This window comes from Alteromonas macleodii (genome assembly GCF_903772925.1).
GTDB lineage: Bacteria > Pseudomonadota > Gammaproteobacteria > Enterobacterales > Alteromonadaceae > Alteromonas > Alteromonas macleodii_A.
On the sequence record NZ_LR812090.1, the window covers coordinates 648,037 to 662,648 of the forward strand.

The following is a 14,612-nucleotide window of genomic DNA, read 5'->3' on the forward strand; positions in this document are numbered from 1 at the left end:
ACAATGTTTAAACTGGTGAGAGGCTTCCAGTGTACCACGTAGCAGCCCGCCTATGCTTTACAGGAGTAAGCTGGGCGCGAAGAAATATTGGATAAAGTCGGGATCTTAAAGTGGAAGGATATCGGTTTTTCGGTGCCGATAGCGTTCTATGTACTTTCAACACCGAAATGTAGTTTTAATAGCAAGGAGGTTTATTTTGGCATTGCATTCAGTTTCTTCATCTAAACGCCAGTTAGCGGTGAGCGATAACACCACAACGCTATTATTTGACCACGATGGCACCCTGATTGACTCAGAAACCGTACATTTTGACCTTTGGAAAGACATTTTATTGAAATATGATGTTGAGCTCAGCAAGGATTTTTATTGCGAAGTGATGGCGGGTATACCGGTCAAACAAAATGCAGTGGACTTAGTTGAGCATTTTAATATTGATATTGAACCGCATTTGCTAGCTCAGCAGAAACACAAAAGCGTGAGTGACTACCTCGATAAACAAGCTTTTCCTTTGATGCCATTTGCTAGGGAGACCATTACACAATGTGCAGACATGGGGTTTATTATTGGCATTGTGACGGGGGGAAGTAAAAAGGCTGTAGAAAAAACCTTATCTCAATATGAGTTGAGTGATTATATTTCCTGTGTGGTGGCCGTAGAGGACGTAGAAAACAGTAAGCCCGCCCCAGATTGTTATGCCTTAGCAATGGATAAGCTAGGTAAGTCGCCTAGCGAGTGTGTAGCCATTGAAGACACGCAAACCGGCATGACAGCAGCACTGGAAGCAAAGTTGGCTTGTATTGTAATACCTACAGATTTATCGCAGCATCACGATTTGTCCCGTGCTACTGTGCGTTACGATAGCTTGAAAGCGTGGAGCGATAGCGAGCTCAAGACACGTTGATTAATAAAGATACGTTAATTAAAAAGGTTATATACGACAACTTGTCATTCCACTTGTCACTGGTGGCGCGAAAATAGATAACGTAGTATAACCAGCACCTTAGCGCCTATTGTGTTTTGTTTCACAACAACGCATTTGGGCGCTAATTTCTTTTGATTAGTTGTAATTACAGGTAAAGCTGATTTCTTATGATTTTGCGTAGCCTCAAATGGCTTTTAATAACTATCGCCATCATCCTTGTTCTGCTTGTAGTAGGCGTGGCTACGGTTACCGTTATGGCTGTACAAAAAGCGCCCTTGGTGGCATCGACTGCGCCGACGCAGCTCGATGGTGCTGACAGTGTTAACGAACTGCTCGGCCAGCTAAAACAGGCATTTTCACGCCGAGAAGAAGGTCATCAGGTAACGCTTACCGAAACGCAAGTCGAAAGCTTGGTGGGCGTGTTACAGCGGGCCTTACCTGAGTTTAAAGGCGTAGTAAACATCACCCCATTGGGAGGCACTGTAAATGTTACTTACGCCATTGATAATACGGGCTATTACATTAATGCCTCGGCATTAGTATTACCCGGCGATAGCTTGCGTATAGAGCAAGTTCAAGTAGGCGACTTAACCATTCCAGGCCGTTTTTTACTCGGCTTTTTAGAACGCACAGTGAACTCTTATACCCAATCGGAAATAGCTACTATTGCGCTGTCTCGGGTAGAGCGAGTAACAATGGGGCGCGGTGAACTAACCCTTGATGTTGGGCGCTTAGATGAGCTGCTAAGTGAGTTAAACGTTGTGACATCAAATATGTCGGTCAGCGAACAGACTGAGCTTCAGCAGCTTTCCGCTTACTACCTACGCTACTTGTCTGGAAGAGAAATAGCTTTATCAAATAAACCGGTTTCTCTTATCGAATACTTGCGTGAAGGAATGGCTAGAGCGCGAGAACAAAGTCAAACGTCGCAAGATGCCGTACTTCACAACAATGCTGTAATTCTCGCGCTAGCGGTTTACGTGGGCCATCATCGTGTGGGTGCACTGGTAGGCGATATCCAGCCAGATCCCGATAGGGCGTTAAAGCCGCGCAGGGGCGCGGTACTTCATAATCGCAATGACTTGGCTCGTCACTTTATTATCTCTGCGGCATTAGAGCTAATGGCCGAACAAGGTATGTCCCTAGCAATTGGCGAGTTTAAAGAGTTAATGGACCGAGGCAACGGTGGCTCGGGCTATAGCTTTGTAGATTTAGCGGCAGATATGTCAGGTACTGAGTTTGCGAAGGTTGCTACAAATCCAAACACCGCAATGGAAGTACAAAACGCGATGGCGCGCATTCAAAGTGAATTGGAAATAATCCCGCCTATTGAAGGTCTGCCTGAAGGCTTGAGTAAGCAAGCCTTTACTGAACAATATCAGCGCGTGGACAGTGAACCCTATTTAAAAGAAGTAAAAGAAATTAAGCGTAGAATCAGCTTGCTGCCGCTTTACCAAAAATAAGCGCTAAGGCGTGAGAGAGTGCGCCGAAAGTGAGAAGCTAATATAAAAAAGCCCGCTGTTAAAGCGGGCTTTGTTTTACTCACTTGCAGTTCTACACTACTTTTTAGCAAGAGACTGCTGAAACTGTGCAATGGTTACAAGAGCCAACTCTATTTTTTTAACCAAAGGCGCAAGTGCCTGCTTAGCGGCATCATCATCCAGTTCCTTTAGTGACTGCCAGTCGTTCGCTATCTCTTGTACATAGGGGCCAAAGCGCTTGGCTGATGTGGTAAAACCGCTATCGTCAGCGAATACGGCTGCAAACTTACCTTTTTGATCGCGCTGTAAGTTATCTAAAACTTGGTCGGCATCAACGGCTTTGCGGTGCAGCGTTTGAAGTGTTTCTTGAAGTTGTTGATGGACAGCTTGCATCTCTTGGCTCTGTTGCATAGTCACGCCTTTTATTTCTAATGTGATTAGGTGTGCTTACTACCTGCACACCTAAGTTTATATGGTTTGCGTCGCAATTATTTTTTGCCACGCCAAATGTATTACGGTAAATAATGGTTAAAGTTTCGCCTTTCAAGGCCGATAACTTAACGATGTTGTAAATTACAAAACCTACGGTTCACTAACGAACTCGCTGGTTACGTAATGCTCAACACATCGTAAGGGTGGGCAATTCTGCCCATTTTTTTACTTTGCTACAAGCAACAAAGGAAAATGGTATGGATCTACAAGGTGCTAGTGCCTCTGGAGCGTCCGGTGCGTCACTTGAGTTGGCCTCTCTTAAGTTGGCAAAAAGCCAACAAGAGCAAGAGGGTAAAGCGTCGCTTCAGCTGCTGGAATCAGCCGCTGACGTACCAAAACCGTCATCTTCAAACCCTGCGTTAGGCGCCAACATCGATACCTACGCGTAAGTTACGGATGCAAATGTAAGTCGATAGGCGTTTTGCCGGGTTGACCGCCAATTTCTCTCACCAGTTTTGGCACTAAAAAGCCTGGCAAGCGCTTTATCGCTTCTTCCATAATCAGGCGGCCTTCATTATCGCTAACATAAAAATGGCTTGCACCCTGCACCTTATCTAACACGTGTAAGTAGTAAGGCAGGACACCCGCTTCAAAAAGTGACTCGCTTAAGTTACTGATGGCCTCGCCAGAATCATTAATGCCTTTAAGTAATACCGACTGATTGAGCAAGGTGACGCCCTTGTCTCGCAATGTGCGCAGTCGACTTTTTAAGGGCTCAGAGACTTCATTCGCGTGGTTCGCGTGCAGCACCAGCACTTTTTGAAGAGGCAAGGCCGTAAACCATTCAATAAAGTCATGGCTGATTCTTTCTGGCAATACCACAGGCAAGCGGCTATGTATGCGCAGGCGTTTAATGTGGGGAATGGCTGCAATTTCATTAGCTAGCCACGACAAATGATCATCTTTCGCCATAAGAGGGTCGCCACCTGAAAAAATCACCTCGTTAATCTTGCTGTTACTGCGAAGGTATTCAAGTACATCAAGCCACTGATGTTTACTTACCGAATTGTCGGCATACGGGAAGTGGCGACGAAAACAGTAACGGCAGTTTACTGCACAGCCAGTGCGTACCATCAACAGCACACGAGAATCGTATTTATGCAAAATACCCTTGCCTGCTGTGTCATGCTCATCTAACGGATCTTCGCTGTAGCCCGGTGAGGTGAGAAATTCGTCGCTAAGCGGCATAACCTGTAAAAACAGGGGGTCGTTGGGGTTTCCCTTTTCCATAAGGCTAACGAAATGCCGTGGAACACGCATGGGAAAAAGGCGGCGTGCTTTAATATGTTGAGCGTATTTTTCTTCGTCTAAACCTAAGTGCTGCAACAGTTTTGCAGGATCGGTAAAACTACTCGCCAATTCTTTTTGCCAGTTATGCTCTACAGAAATCGGTTTTTTAGGTATTATTTGTTCCACGAAACTTTTTGTACCTTATGTTTAGACAGAGGAATTATGGCTAATTACAGCACTAACGAGTTCAAAGGCGGCCTGAAAATCATGCTGGACGGCGAACCTTGCAACATTCTAGAAAACGAATACGTAAAGCCGGGTAAGGGCCAAGCGTTTAACCGCGTAAAAATCCGCAAGCTTATTTCAGGTAAAGTTTTAGAAAAAACTTTCCGCTCAGGTGAATCAGTAGAAGGCGCTGATGTAATGGATACAGAGCTTGCCTACTTGTACACCGACGGCGAATTCTACCACTTTATGAACAACGATACATTCGAACAAATCGCTGCAGACGAAAAAGCGGTAGGCGAGAACCAAAAGTGGCTGGTAGAAAACGACGTTTGTACTATTACACTGTGGAATGGCTCTCCTATTACGGTAACGCCACCTAACTTTGTTGAGCTAGAAATCACTGAAACGGATCCAGGTCTTAAAGGTGATACAGCGGGTACAGGCGGAAAACCAGCGACACTTAGTACTGGTGCAGTTGTTCGCGTTCCTTTATTTGTACAAACAGGCGAAGTTATCCGTGTTGATACGCGCTCTGGCGAATATGTGTCTCGTGCACAAAAATAATAGCGAAAACTAAAGCGCTATACGCGCATATTGTTTACGTATAAAAGCCGGTGCCTTGTGTACCGGTTTTTTGTTTAAGCTTTACTATTTAGGTTTTAATACATGCAACTTTGGCAGCCGACTACCACACATGATGCGCGTGTAGCGCGTGCAGAATTACTCAGAACCATCCGAGAGTTTTTTTACGCAAGAAACGTGTTAGAGGTAGACACGCCTTTACTTTCAAATGGCACAGTTACTGACGAACACCTAGATGCGTTTGATACACAGTTTAATTTTGCCTCATCTGGTAAGCCAAGTAAGTTGTATCTTCAAACCTCGCCAGAATATGCCATGAAGCGTTTACTGTGCGCTGATAGCGGCAGTATTTATCAAGTGTGTAAAGCATTTCGCCACGAAGGGGAAGGGCGCTGGCACAACCCAGAATTTACCATGCTAGAGTGGTATCGCTTAGGCTTTGATCACTTCGCTTTAATGGACGAGGTTGACGCCTTATTGCAAGAAACCTTAAATACCGCTTCAGCCGATAAAATGACTTATCAGCAAGCTTTTCAACACTATCTAAATATTGACCCACTAAGCGCTGATGATGAAATTTTGCTAAGCGCAATGCAGCAGCACCATATAGATATTCATGCGCCACAAAGCCTAAGCTATGACAGCAAATTACAACTGTTATTTAGCTATGTTATCGAGCCCAAGATCGGTATTGAACGGCCTTGTTTTGTCTACAACTTTCCGGCCTCTCAGGCTGCGCTTGCAAAGTTATGTTCTACTGATGAGCGGGTTGCTGAACGCTTTGAGGTGTATTATCAAGGTGCTGAACTGGCCAACGGTTTTCATGAGCTAAGTGCGGCGAAAGAGCAAAGGCTTCGCTTTGAGACGGACAACGAAAAGCGCAAAGAAAACGGGTTACCTACAAAGCCCATTGATGAGAATTTTTTAAGTGCCCTTGATGCTGGGTTGCCTGCATGTGCAGGCGTAGCCTTAGGTGTCGACAGGTTACTGATGTTGAAAACAGGCGCGTCACATATTAAAGAAGTTATTAACTTTAATGTAAGCAGAGCTTAAACAACTTTTGCGTATGTGGGGGCGAAAAGTTAAATAGTCACAAAACATTAAATTACGTTAGAACAAAGGGAAGTTACGCTAGCCCGCGGTTGACATAAGCAGGTCAATGCTGAAAAATGTTATAACATCACTAGATAATGTTATAACATCCTTGAAGGAAACCTCATGAAAATGCGTTCGCTGCTAAGTTTGTCCATAGCAGGGCTTTTAAGTGCGCCTGTGTATGCCACTACAGTAACGGGAAAAGTAACCGATACTGCTGGCCAACCAGTTGCTGGTGCAGAAGTTAAAATTGAAGGTAGCCGTCGCGTGGCTTACACCGATGAAAACGGCGTTTACCGCTTCAACGACGTAAAACAGCCACATATACATTTACATGTTTACTCTTCAAATTATATCCACGGTGATAACGACTTAGGTGACGTAAACGCAGATCAAAACGTCGACTTTGTTTTACAGCCCGCATCTGTTGAAAATATTGTTGTAACTGCTAATGCGCTTCAATCATCGGTACTTGAATCGGTTACACCTGTAACTGTCATCGGGGCTGATAAACTACGTAAAATTGAAGCGCCAACCCTAGGCGAGACCCTTAAAAACGCGCCGGGTGTACACAGCACGTATTTCGGTCCAGTATCAAGTAGCCCAGTTATTCGCGGCAACGATGGTCCTCGCGTAAAGATAGTTCAAAACGGCTTAGATGTTTCTGACGTATCGCGCGTTGGGCCAGACCATAACGTAGCGACTACGCTTTCAAGCGCAACCCAGGTAGAAGTACTTCGCGGCCCAGCAACACTTCAATACGGCAGCGGTGCTATCGGTGGTGTGGTAAACGTAGTAGATAAACGCATTCCCCAGTACCAAATAGACGGCGTAGAAGGCGAAGCAGAAACTAGCTACAGCACAGTTAACAATGGTTCGTACACTCGCGCTGATGTGACTGGCGGTAGTGGCAATATTGTGTGGCATGTAGACGGTTTCTATCGCGACACAGATAATGCTGACATCCCAGGCTTCGCGTCTATCGAACCTGATGAAGATGAACCTTACGGTGAATTAGAAAGCAGCGCCATGGAGACTCGCAACGTGGTTGCAGGCCTATCTTATGTAGCAGAGGAAGGTTACTTCGGCTTCGCGGTTGAGCAGTTAGACAACGAGTATGGCGTACCGGGCCACAGTCATGAGCACGAAGAAGAACATGACGAAGATGAGCATGATGAGTTGGATGGTGACCACGACGAAGACGATCACGACCATGAAGAAGAAGGCGTGCTACTTGATGTAGATATGACTCGCTACCAAGCAGCCGGTGAATGGCATTCTCCTTTCGAGGGACTAACTAACCTTAAATTTGCCGCGGCTTATACCGATTATGAGCACGCAGAAATTGAAGACGGCGAGCCGGGTACTGTATTCACCAACGAATCAAGCGATATTCGCCTGTCTGCTTACCATGAAGAAGTAAACGGATGGCACGGCGTATTCGGGTTACAGTTTAACCATAGCGATTATAATGCTGTCGGCGAAGAAGCTTTCACGCCAGCCAATACCACGTCAAGCTATGCACTTTATGTAGTTGAGCAGAAAAAAGTAGGTGACGTTACCTTTGAGTTGGGTGGCCGACTTGAACGCACAACCTTGGATGCTGAAGCAAGCGAAGTAGAGCTTGACGTTTTACATGAAGAAGAGGAGCACGAAGGCGAAGAGCACGATGAAGAGCATGAGGGTGAAGAGCACGAAGAGCACGCTGTTGCTTTCAACTTCCCTGACTATGACTTCACCAGCCTGTCGCTTTCAGCGGGCGCTAACTGGGAATACCAGGAAGGCCACTCAATTGCAGTGACTTTATCACGCAGCGAACGCGCGCCTAGCCAGCAAGAACTTTTCTCTGCAGGTCAGCACTTAGCAACTCAAAGCTACGAAGTGGGTCTGGTATTTGATATGGACGAAGAAGGCCATATTGAAGAAGACTTAAGAAGTGTTAACGAAGAAGTTAGCACCAACTTAGATATTACTTTCCGTAAATTTACCGGAAGTTGGGGCTACAGCGCGTCGTTCTTTTACAATCAGGCGGATGACTATATATTCCAAACGAGCACGGGTTTAATTGCACTTAGTGAACATGAAGAACACGACGAGCATGAGGAAGAAGAGCTAGAAGGCGAACACGAAGAGCACAGCGATGAAGAAGGTTTGCCTATCTACTACTTCCAACAAGCTGATGCTGACATCTGGGGCTTTGAAGCAGAAACTTACGTAGACTTAACAGACACACTACGCTTAACTGTATTTGGTGACTATATTCGCGCAGAAGTAGAAGATGACAACCTTCCACGCACGCCACCTATGCGTTTCGGTAGTGAATTAAGCTATGTGAACGATGGTTTAAGTGCTGACGTGGGCTTTACGTGGTACGACGACCAAGATGAAGTGGCGTCGTTTGAAACCTCAACCGATGGCTACACACTAGTTAATGCTAGCGTTCAATACGAATTTGGTTCGCAAGGTATCGACTGGGTGCTATTTGCTCGTGGTGAAAACCTGACTGATGAAGAAGCTCGTGTTCATACATCTTTCTTGAAAGACCAAGCACCGCTTCCAGGTAGAAACTTTACTATGGGTGTACGAGCGTTGTTTTAATTAACAGTTTTACTGTAGTAAGCAAGGGCGGTGTAACGTGTTACACCGCCCTTGTCATTTATGAAGTGTGAAAAAATATTTATGCAGTTTGAAAAAATGCGTAACGCAATTTTTTCTTAGGGCTATACAAAGTAAAGATAAACAGCCCTAAAATAGTGACGATAAAGCAGCTATGAAGTAGAGGTGCAAATGGATGAGATAGCGAACTGGTTAAGTACGCAAACCGAAAAGCACATAGTTTTAGGTTACGGAAGCTTACTCAGCAAAGATAGTCGAGAGCGCTACTCGAACATTTTCACAAAAGGGATCCCTGTAACCGTATCAGGGTTCGAGCGAGCTTGGGTGACGCGCAGTATCCATGAAGAGCAAACCTATGTAGGCGCCGTAGCCAACGCTCATAGCCAGCTGAACGCTCAGCTTATCCCCACGCAAATTAACCCCGCATTACAGGAACGCGAGAAAGACTATCGATTTGTACAAGTAAGTCCTAAAGCGCTTAGTTTTCAACTTCACCAGTGTGAAGCAAAAGACGCGTTAAATGAGCGATTGGCTCAGTTCACTTTCTGGATTTGTGAAACACTCGCCTGCGAGCCAGCAAGCGAAGCTTTTCCTGTTAGCCAAACCTATGTTGATACTTGTATGGCCGGTTGCTTAGAACACGGTGGCATTGAAGAAGCGGAGCGATTTGTAATGCACACGTCGCTATGGGAACACCCAAGAATAAACGATAGAGTACAACCTAAATACCCACGTGCCGCAAAAGTAAATAATGAAACTATTGAGCATATAGACAGAATTCTAGCGAAGCGCTAGTTTTAGCAGTAACAAACGCCCTTAGGCAGAGAGTTTAGTGTGAATACTGAAGTATCAATTTTAACCTCCGACAGAATTACTTTAAGACCGCTCACGTTTGATGATCAATACTGGGTATTAGCATTACAGCAAGACGAGCTGTGGCTTAAGTACATTGGAAGTAAGAATGTAAATACATTAGATGACGCCTGCGACTACATTGGTAAAACCAATGCTCAACGAGAAGAGTGGGGTTACGGTTTACTTGCTGTTGAGTTAAATGACACTAAACAGCCGTTAGGAGTTTGTGGGTTATTTAATCGCTTTGCCTTTGAATGCCCAGACTTGGGTTTCGCCATGTTGCCTGAAGCAAGAGGAAGCGGCTTATGCCACGAGGCATGCAAGAAGGTTATAGCTTGGGCTACTGCTGAAGGGTATGGCTTTTTAACCGCTATGACGCACCCAGACAATAAGGCATCGCAAAAGCTATTGCAGCGACTAGGGTTTAAAAAGCAGGGTCTCTACTTCGATAAAACCTTTCCAAAACAGCATTTGTTTAGAGTTGAACTTCAGCCATAGATGAGTCCGCTCTATGGCTGAATGTCTAACGCTTTTCGGCCTAAACCGCTACAACCTTACAACGGTGGTAAAACGGTCACCTTTTTAATAATGATTGGCTCAATCGGGACGTTATTAGCGTTAAGGCGAAGGGAGTATTCAGTTTCTACTTCTGACATCGCATCAACAATATCTTCGCCTTCCACAATAACGCCAAACACTGCATAGCCCCAGTCTCTACCCGGGTTTAAGCTGCTGTTGTCATTCACATTAAAGAAAAACTGTCGGTTTGCCGTATGCGGGTCATTTTGTCTTGCCATTGCAATGGTGTGTAGGTCGTTGGTTAAACCGTTGCCTGACTCATTAAAAATATCGGGGAAGTTTGATTTGCCATTGAAGTCAGCAGTATAGCCTCCACCTTGCACAACAAAGCCGGGCACGATGCGATGGAATATCGTGTCTTCATAGGCTCGCTTGTCCACATAACGAAGAAAGTTATTTACCGTAATTGGCGCGCGTCTTCTGTCTAGTTCAACCACGATATCGCCCATGGTCGTTTCAATTTTTACTCGTGGGTAATAATTATCGGGCTGAACCTGAGACCCATCGTCTTTCTTGGCCATAACCGACGAACTGCTGCCAATCAGCATAATAGCGGTCATAAGTGATAAAAGTATTTTCTTCATAAAAATGCCTTTAAATATATTCCTTAATTTGAGCGCTTCTTTGCGCTTAGCGTTTTGCAGTGCCTAAGATAACGAACTTTTTATCACTCGCAAGTACCTTGGCGCCACCAAACAGCTTTTTAAGTTTAATGTGGTAGTCGAGGTGTCGGTTGCCAACCACCACCAAGTGACCACTTTTAATAAGCAATTCACGAGAGTCAGTGAACATTTGCCATGCAATATGGTCTGTGATCGCGTTTTGCTGATGAAACGGAGGGTTACACAAAATCTTGGTAACAGCAGGTTTATTTTCGCGATTTAAGAGTGTTTCTAAGCAGTTACTTGCCACAAACTCGCACTGGTTAATTTTATCCGAAAAGTTGTTTAACACGTTGAGTCGGGCACTTTCCAACGCCATGTAAGACTCGTCCACAAATATCACTTTGGCGTCAGGGGCGAGAGACAGCGCGTTTACACCCAGTACACCATTACCACAACCCAAATCTACCACAACGTCATTGGCACTCACCGTCATGTGCTCAAGCATAATACGCGCGCCAATATCCAGCGACTGCCGAGCAAATGTGTTGGCAAGGTTATCGATAGTAAGCTCTGTGCCCATGGTGCTTTTACACTGCCAACGCGTAGGATAGGGAGAGTCAGCGAGTTTCAGAGACTCACGAGGCGTTGCGAAAATAAGCCGAGATTTCTTTTTAGCAAGAGAGGTGGTGGTAGGGCCAATATATCGCTCAAACAAGTTAAGCACCGACTTTGTAATGGACTTCACTTTGCCCGTTGCTACGATGCGAGTATCAGGCGTAACATATTTCTGTAAATCGATAAGCTGTTGTTCTAGCAAAGCGAGGGCGCGAGGGACTTTTATGACGATAAGGCTAGGTGTCGTTTCTGGTTTAAACGTTAAGCTTTGCACACTGGTTAACGTTTGCAGCGGTGCGGTCGCTAGCTCACTTGTACTGTCATCTACTGACGCATTGAGTAACTGATTGGCTTTTAAGTTCTCGGACAGTGAACGCAATGAAATATAGGAATCGGACACCCAGTAAGGCGCTAAATAGGAAAACCAGCAGCCTAAAGCACCAAAGTCATCATTGAAGATCATCATTGACCCATCATTCTCATCGCTGCCAACTGAGAGTGATGTTTCACTTAATAAAGTTTCGATGTGCTCAATAACAAGTTCATCGGCGCTATCCCATGCTTGAAGGCTTACATGCTGGTGCTTTTCAGGGTAGCGAATCAGCGAGAACTGGCGGTCGGCAAATATAAATTCTGTATTCATTGGGGTCTGTTTTTAGAGAAGGCTCAAAGCATTATCTACTAGGGAATGCTCATTCAGTTTACGTGCTAATGTCTATCTTATCATATCAACCACTTGGCTCTAGCGAATAACCCGTTATTCTTCGGTATTGAATGCACCTTGTATGAAGCACGATATTTAACGATGACAGAGCAATCCGCACTGGAAAAGCATGCGTACTCATTGAAAACAAGGTGTAATTACATGAGCTCCAAAGGGGCATTGGCACCGTCAACTGCTATGCAGATAGCGAGTATTAAATATCAAATGAATTATAGTTCTTACACATGCAATTTTCCCTGTTCGACACGGCTGAAGACAAGCGTACGTCTTACAAGCTCCCGTTAGTTGAAGGTGATGTCACTTATTTTTCTAACGCGCTATCGCAGGCTACTGCAGATACCTTTTTTGCAAAACTGCAAGCAGAGCTACCCTGGCGTCAGGATACGATTAGGCTATTTGGCAAGCCGGTAAAAATTCCTCGGCTTCAAAGCTGGCACGGCGATCCTGAATGTACTTACACCTATTCAAATTTAACCATGTCACCGAACCCTTGGACGGAAAGCCTTGCAGACATTAAAGCGCGCTGTGAGCAACTGTGTGAAAAATCGTGCGCGTCACAGTACAAAGTAAGGTTCAACAGCGTGTTAGCCAACTGGTACCGCGATGGTCAAGACAGCATGAGCTTTCATTCCGATGATGAGCCCGAGTTAGGCATCAACCCCGTGATTGCATCAGTTACATTAGGCGAGGCAAGACCCTTTGTTTTTAAGCATAAAGAAACAAAGGAAAAGCATACGCAGCTACTTGAACACGGCAGCGTCTTGATTATGGCAGGCGCGACACAAACCCATTATGTGCACGGTATTGCGAAGACGGCTAAGCCTATCGGTGGTAGAATTAATCTTACATTTCGACATCTTATTCAAAGAGCTAGGTAAGCCAAATGCAAGTAAAAGCGTTTCTAGAAACTACGATCGAGTCTGCACTTAGTCCACATTATCTTGAGGTTGTAGATGAAAGCTTCATGCACAATGTTCCAGACGGTGCGCAAAGTCACTTTAAAGTTACCGTTGTGAGCGACGCCTTTGAAGGTAAGCGTTTAATAGCAAGGCACAGAGAAATTAACGGGCTTGCGGCAGAAGCGCTGCAGGGACCTGTTCACGCTTTGGCGCTTCACACATATACACCTGCCGAGTGGGAAGCGCGAGGTGGAGAGTCGCAAGCATCGCCTAACTGTTTAGGCGGCAGCAAGCACGATAAGTAGCTCCCTCAATCGTACTAAATGGAAGTAGAAACATGACAAGTAGTGAAAAGACAAAAAATGGCGCCATCGACGATTACCTAAGTATGATAAAAACACCCGCTATTCAGGTTTTACTACTTGGGACAGGCTTTTTGTTAATGATGCTGTTTGTCTACATGGGCGTTTTAACGTCATTTGATAATGCAGTGTTTAATACAATTAGCGCGCTAGGCAATGTGTCGGGGTGGAAGCGTGATGTGCTTAGAGATACCACTGCGCTAGGTAGCAATACGGTACTAATTTTTGTTGTGGCAGCCGTTGCTGGTGCTTTAGGTATGGCGGGAGAGAAGAAAAAGGCCGTTACCTTTATTATTGCTGTTGCGGCGGGAATTGCGATGACGTTTCTTCTTAAAGCTGGGATCGACAGACCGCGCCCATCGCTGAACATGCAACATGTTGATGTGTATACCCAAAGTTTTCCTTCGGCTCACGCCACGCTATCAACCTTGGTTTACTTTTATGTAGCTCATTTGCTCACACATTTAACGCAAAGTACGAAGGTACGAGTGTGGATATACCTTGCGACTACTCTGCTGGTATTTTGCATTGGCCTTAGCCGTGTCCTACTGGGTGTGCACTGGCCTAGTGATATTATCGCAGGCTGGTTTGCTGGTGGAAGCATGGCTGCATTTTGCTTTTACGTGATTAAGTGGAAGCGAAAGCTGCGTATTAAAGACAAAGGTTAAGCGTGCAAGAACTCAAACGGCTTGGTGATGTTATCAAGCGGGATCCTTTCAGAATGGATTGCCTTCATACCTTGCGGTCGCTTGATTTACCGCAAGGCTACATAGGTGCAGGGTTTGTACGAAATGCAATATGGGATGAGTTGCATGAAAGGGTTAAACCAACGCCGCTTAACGATATTGATGTTATTTTCTTTAGTGATGAAATCGCAGTGTCTCAGAATGTTGCAATAGCCCAGACTTCAACAGAACCAGTATTTCAACGACAAGAACACTCACTAATAACTGCGGCCACTAAATCAGAAATAAAAACCCAAGAAAAAGCCATTGAACACCAGCTAACTAAAATAATGCCCCAAGCTAATTGGCAGGTGAAGAACCAGGCACGTATGTATTTGTCTCACGGGCACTCTCCCTATAAAAGCAGTCACGAAGCCATTTCATATTGGCCAGAACGTGAGACATGCGTAGCGGTTCGCTTATTAGCGAATGATGATTTAGACGTACTTGCACCATTTGGCTTAGCAGCAAATTTTGCCGGCACCATAAGTATTAACCCACAATATCCAAGACCTGATGTTTTTAGAAAGCGACTTGCATCTAAGAATTGGCTTGACGTGTGGCCTTTGCTGAAGCTGCGCGAACAAAGGTTAAAATAGGTT

Annotated in this window: 16 protein-coding genes; 12 read left to right on the forward strand and 4 right to left on the reverse strand. The window is 45.1% G+C overall.

The window, feature by feature from the left end; translation table 11 throughout:
- Positions 1 to 196: 196 nt before the first annotated feature.
- Together PCAR9_RS02945 and PCAR9_RS02950 are read left to right on the forward strand one after the other, a co-directional pair.
- Positions 197 to 901, forward strand: coding sequence for an HAD family hydrolase (locus tag PCAR9_RS02945; protein WP_179982328.1), 705 nt, complete (start codon positions 197 to 199; stop codon positions 899 to 901).
- Positions 902 to 1,089: 188 nt separating this feature from the next.
- Complete coding sequence (locus PCAR9_RS02950; protein ID WP_179982329.1) at positions 1,090 to 2,385, forward strand: hypothetical protein; 1,296 nt, start codon at positions 1,090 to 1,092, stop codon at positions 2,383 to 2,385.
- 96 nt (positions 2,386 to 2,481) lie between these two features.
- Here PCAR9_RS02950 and PCAR9_RS02955 read toward each other — a convergent pair whose 3' ends face one another.
- Complete coding sequence (locus PCAR9_RS02955; RefSeq protein WP_179982330.1) at positions 2,482 to 2,814, reverse strand: hypothetical protein; 333 nt, start codon at positions 2,812 to 2,814, stop codon at positions 2,482 to 2,484.
- 278 nt (positions 2,815 to 3,092) lie between these two features.
- Here PCAR9_RS02955 and PCAR9_RS02960 point away from each other — a divergent pair, with 278 nt between their 5' ends.
- Complete coding sequence (locus PCAR9_RS02960; RefSeq protein ID WP_179982331.1) at positions 3,093 to 3,284, forward strand: hypothetical protein; 192 nt, start codon at positions 3,093 to 3,095, stop codon at positions 3,282 to 3,284.
- Between the two features lies 1 nt (position 3,285).
- Here the strand turns inward: PCAR9_RS02960 and epmB are convergent, their stop codons facing one another.
- Positions 3,286 to 4,311, reverse strand: coding sequence for an EF-P beta-lysylation protein EpmB (gene epmB, locus PCAR9_RS02965; RefSeq protein ID WP_179982332.1), 1,026 nt, complete (start codon positions 4,309 to 4,311; stop codon positions 3,286 to 3,288).
- A gap of 36 nt (positions 4,312 to 4,347) precedes the next feature.
- Between epmB and efp the strand changes: the two genes are divergently transcribed.
- The 5 genes from efp (at position 4,348) to PCAR9_RS02990 (ending at position 9,999) form a co-directional block, all read left to right on the forward strand.
- Positions 4,348 to 4,917: an elongation factor P gene (gene efp, locus PCAR9_RS02970; protein ID WP_179982333.1), complete on the forward strand. Its 570-nt coding sequence runs from the start codon at positions 4,348 to 4,350 to the stop codon at positions 4,915 to 4,917.
- A gap of 102 nt (positions 4,918 to 5,019) precedes the next feature.
- On the forward strand, positions 5,020 to 5,988 hold the full coding sequence (gene epmA / locus PCAR9_RS02975) for an elongation factor P--(R)-beta-lysine ligase (protein ID WP_179982334.1): 969 nt from the start codon (positions 5,020 to 5,022) through the stop codon (positions 5,986 to 5,988).
- Between the two features lie 165 nt (positions 5,989 to 6,153).
- Entirely contained in the window at positions 6,154 to 8,628 is a 2,475-nt protein-coding gene (locus PCAR9_RS02980; protein ID WP_179982335.1) for a TonB-dependent receptor, read from the forward strand.
- 189 nt (positions 8,629 to 8,817) lie between these two features.
- Positions 8,818 to 9,441, forward strand: coding sequence for a gamma-glutamylcyclotransferase (locus PCAR9_RS02985; RefSeq protein WP_179982336.1), 624 nt, complete (start codon positions 8,818 to 8,820; stop codon positions 9,439 to 9,441).
- A 39-nt stretch (positions 9,442 to 9,480) separates the two neighbouring features.
- Positions 9,481 to 9,999, forward strand: coding sequence for a GNAT family N-acetyltransferase (locus PCAR9_RS02990; RefSeq protein ID WP_179982337.1), 519 nt, complete (start codon positions 9,481 to 9,483; stop codon positions 9,997 to 9,999).
- 56 nt (positions 10,000 to 10,055) lie between these two features.
- Here the strand turns inward: PCAR9_RS02990 and PCAR9_RS02995 are convergent, their stop codons facing one another.
- Both PCAR9_RS02995 and PCAR9_RS03000 read right to left on the reverse strand, forming a co-directional pair.
- Positions 10,056 to 10,664: a peptidylprolyl isomerase gene (locus tag PCAR9_RS02995; RefSeq protein ID WP_179982338.1), complete on the reverse strand. Its 609-nt coding sequence runs from the start codon at positions 10,662 to 10,664 to the stop codon at positions 10,056 to 10,058.
- 46 nt (positions 10,665 to 10,710) lie between these two features.
- Positions 10,711 to 11,943: a methyltransferase gene (locus PCAR9_RS03000; protein ID WP_179982339.1), complete on the reverse strand. Its 1,233-nt coding sequence runs from the start codon at positions 11,941 to 11,943 to the stop codon at positions 10,711 to 10,713.
- A 305-nt stretch (positions 11,944 to 12,248) separates the two neighbouring features.
- Between PCAR9_RS03000 and PCAR9_RS03005 the strand changes: the two genes are divergently transcribed.
- The 4 genes from PCAR9_RS03005 to PCAR9_RS03020 are packed head-to-tail and all read left to right on the forward strand — an operon-like array spanning position 12,249 to position 14,609.
- Positions 12,249 to 12,902, forward strand: a complete 654-nt coding sequence (locus PCAR9_RS03005; protein ID WP_179982340.1) for an alpha-ketoglutarate-dependent dioxygenase AlkB family protein — start codon at positions 12,249 to 12,251, stop codon at positions 12,900 to 12,902.
- 5 nt (positions 12,903 to 12,907) lie between these two features.
- Positions 12,908 to 13,228 (forward strand): BolA family protein, encoded by a 321-nt coding sequence (locus PCAR9_RS03010; RefSeq protein WP_179982341.1) that lies wholly within the window; start codon positions 12,908 to 12,910, stop codon positions 13,226 to 13,228.
- Between the two features lie 32 nt (positions 13,229 to 13,260).
- Positions 13,261 to 13,953, forward strand: a complete 693-nt coding sequence (locus tag PCAR9_RS03015; protein WP_179982342.1) for a phosphatase PAP2 family protein — start codon at positions 13,261 to 13,263, stop codon at positions 13,951 to 13,953.
- A 2-nt stretch (positions 13,954 to 13,955) separates the two neighbouring features.
- On the forward strand, positions 13,956 to 14,609 hold the full coding sequence (locus tag PCAR9_RS03020; RefSeq protein ID WP_179982343.1) for a nucleotidyltransferase family protein: 654 nt from the start codon (positions 13,956 to 13,958) through the stop codon (positions 14,607 to 14,609).
- The last annotated feature ends 3 nt before the right edge of the window (positions 14,610 to 14,612 follow it).